Annotated in this window: 5 protein-coding genes; 2 read left to right on the top strand and 3 right to left on the bottom strand. The window is 52.2% G+C overall.

The window, feature by feature from the left end; genetic code table 11:
* A partial coding sequence (locus JJB97_RS17680; protein WP_238715392.1) for a CHC2 zinc finger domain-containing protein occupies positions 1-774 on the bottom strand: 774 nt, incomplete at its 3' end.
* A 131-nt stretch (positions 775-905) separates the two neighbouring features.
* Between JJB97_RS17680 and JJB97_RS17675 the strand changes: the two genes are divergently transcribed.
* A complete protein-coding gene (locus JJB97_RS17675; protein WP_317981543.1) occupies positions 906-1,244 on the top strand; it encodes a helix-turn-helix domain-containing protein in 339 nt (112 codons plus the stop codon).
* A gap of 57 nt (positions 1,245-1,301) precedes the next feature.
* The gene (locus JJB97_RS17670; protein WP_238715390.1) at positions 1,302-1,538 is read left to right on the top strand and encodes a SymE family type I addiction module toxin; all 237 of its coding nucleotides are present in this window, start codon (positions 1,302-1,304) and stop codon (positions 1,536-1,538) included.
* 42 nt (positions 1,539-1,580) lie between these two features.
* Here JJB97_RS17670 and JJB97_RS17665 read toward each other — a convergent pair whose 3' ends face one another.
* The gene (locus JJB97_RS17665) at positions 1,581-1,919 is read right to left on the bottom strand and encodes a hypothetical protein (RefSeq protein WP_238715389.1); all 339 of its coding nucleotides are present in this window, start codon (positions 1,917-1,919) and stop codon (positions 1,581-1,583) included.
* The coding region (locus JJB97_RS17660) for a hypothetical protein (protein ID WP_238715388.1) at positions 1,916-2,602 on the bottom strand (687 nt) is incomplete at its 5' end. The genes JJB97_RS17665 and JJB97_RS17660, both read right to left, overlap by 4 nt.

The following is a 2,602-nucleotide window of genomic DNA, read 5'->3' as shown; positions in this document are numbered from 1 at the left end:
GAGCGGCGAGGGCAGATACAGGTGTTTCGGGCTGGTGAGCTTGATTTTGTTGTCTGCCATTGTGCGGCGGCCGTACAACTGCAACACCCGGCCCCGCGCGGCCACGTCATGGCTTTCAGACCAGCCGACCACCGGCACCACCAGGCAACCCCGGAAGTGGTCCTGGCGGCTGGACTCACGCACCACGCCGAGCGCGGTTAAGCGGCTGCGCAGGGCTTTACCGGCGTTTGAGTGCGGCGACGGCAACACCCCGGACACGCCGTGCGTGCCGGCCAGGCCCAGCCGGAAGTGCGTGATGAGTTCAGGATGATGCAGCCCGCGCAGCGCCAGCCATTCCTGGCCTTCCATGCTCTCCAGCAGGTTCTGGTGATAGAAGTCCACCACCTGATGCAGCAGCGCCTGGCCGTCATCGTCCAGATCGGTGAGATTCTGGCGCGGAGATTCAACAGCGGCGGCTAAAGAAGGGGGTTGCGCCACGGCCGCCGGGCCGGCCAGTTCCCGCAGGCGGATAAGGGTTTGCGGATACGTGAGCCGCTCTGTCTTCTGCACCCAGTCGAGCACCGAGCCAGCAGCGCCGCAGCCAAAGCAGTGATACAGGTTTTTTGACGGCGTAATGACGCAGGAAGGCGTTTTCTCCTGATGGAACGGACACAGGCAAACGTAGCTGTCCTTTCCCTGGCGCTTCAGCTTATGCCCCTGTGATTCAGCCACCGTGACAAGCGACACCTCCCGCTTCAGCCGTTCCAGCTCTTCCGGGGTCATTCTGCCTTTCATACCGCTGCTCCCTTAAAAACCTGTCAACTACCGTTTGATGTTTTTATTAGATACCTTATACTGTGTATGTGTCAAACAGTTTTAGAGGGAGGGGTTACAGTATGGCTACGTCAACTTTGTGGTTCTTACCCATGAACTTTCCTGCCCGTTTGATACAACTGCGCAAGGCTGCTGAACTGACTCAACAGGCACTGGCAGACAGCGCATCGATCCATGTTAACCAGATACGTCGCTATGAAGCGGGATCAGCACAACCCACCTTAGACGCCCTGATCAGGCTGGCTAAGGTACTGCATGTTTCTCTGGATGGACTGGTGTTTGATGAGCATGAACGGGGACCATCCGATGACCTGGCTTTGCAGTTTGAGGCCGTCAGCGGAATGCCTGAAGAAGAACGCCGGATTATCAAGGCGTTACTGGATGGGATGATTTTGAAGTACCAGGCTAAACAGATTACTGAGCGCGGTTAAAGCAGGCGGCCACCTGCCTTAACCGCTGACCACAACCAACTAACAGGAGTAGTTGATATGGCTGAGCACGATACTAAGCCAGAAGTGAGGATTTCCAAAGCGCAGCGCCGCTATAAAGTCGGGTACGTCAGTATCCAGCATATTAACCGGCGCACCCATATGACCACTTACTACAGTCGTTCGCCCAGCCTGCACCTTAAGGGCGACTGGCTGGAAGAGGCGGGATTCAGGACCGATACACCGGTTACCGTGGACGTTGAGCGGGGGCAACTGGTGATCCGGCCTGCTGAGTGACGGGCAAAAAGATCCCGGCCTGGTGACCGGGATCTTTAATGGTTAATAAAAGTCTGGATCTATCCGGCCTTCGGCTTTCAGGATCTCAAGGAAACGTTGGTAGGCTACTTCATCATATTCACGTAGCTCGTCTAACAAATTTTCTTCAATTAACGCCCAATGATAAATACCTGAATGGTAATAAATAAAACCATCCGGTATTGATGGGTCTATAAATTCCACTTTCTCCGCAAGTTTCCCTGTAATTCTATAAGTACCTAAACCACCATTACCTCTTGGCATACCTAATAACATTGTCTCTGTGCAGGTTTTATCGATAGACAAAACCCAATACATACCAAAAATGTCAACAACATTCCCCCATTCATCTTTAATCTTCATTTGATCCTTCCTTTAATCGAATCAATAATATCGGATGGATTAGACGTGGTTCGCTGAGGCGTGACAATTTTCATATCATAGGCTTTTCCAGTAATGGTGTTATATTGATAATGGATTTCAATATTAGAACCATTTGGTAATTTATGTGAGGCTGTCATTTTTTCAAATCCAGCAGATTTAGGGAAACGTGGGTCTGTATTTAAATTTAACCCCATATCAGAGAATTTCTTACCACTGCCAGGATTAGACTCAACCTGATTCCACAGCACCTGCTCATTCAGATCCCTCGGCGCTGTAAACTGCTTACCCGGCTTCGCCGTCGAGATTTTCTCTGCCGCTTTAATCAGAATTTTGTTATCAATGACCTTCGCCGCTTTTCCGACAAGCGACAGCGCCCGTTCTGCCGGGATCGACGTCAGCAGCGCCAGCGCGTAATCTTTTGCATCTTCCGCTGTGAGAAGCGCCATTGCCGTATCTGAGCCAGGATTATTGCTCAGGATAGCTTTAATGATATCCGCGCCTTCCGGCAGATCGCCTTTCACCATCCGGGCCAGATCGGCCTGAACCTGTTCCGGCGGCAGATTTTTCTCCTGAGCATACTGAGCGTAGGACTGCACCGACTGGCCGTAGTCCATCATGCCTTTGCCGAAGCCTTCCAGACCGGACAGCGAGTTATTCTCAAC

It is taken from the genome of Tenebrionibacter intestinalis (assembly GCF_016632365.1).
Lineage (GTDB): Bacteria > Pseudomonadota > Gammaproteobacteria > Enterobacterales > Enterobacteriaceae > Tenebrionibacter > Tenebrionibacter intestinalis.
This window is presented reverse-complemented; position numbering and strand designations above follow the sequence as displayed.

Bases quoted from the DNA above. Each gene is read 5' to 3' on its own strand.
- JJB97_RS17665 (WP_238715389.1), bottom strand. From the start codon at position 1,919: ATGAAGATTAAAGATGAATGGGGGAATGTTGTTGACATTTTTGGTATG.
- JJB97_RS17670 (WP_238715390.1), top strand. From the start codon at position 1,302: ATGGCTGAGCACGATACTAAGCCAGAAGTGAGGATTTCCAAAGCGCAG.
- JJB97_RS17675 (WP_317981543.1), top strand. From the start codon at position 906: ATGAACTTTCCTGCCCGTTTGATACAACTGCGCAAGGCTGCTGAACTG.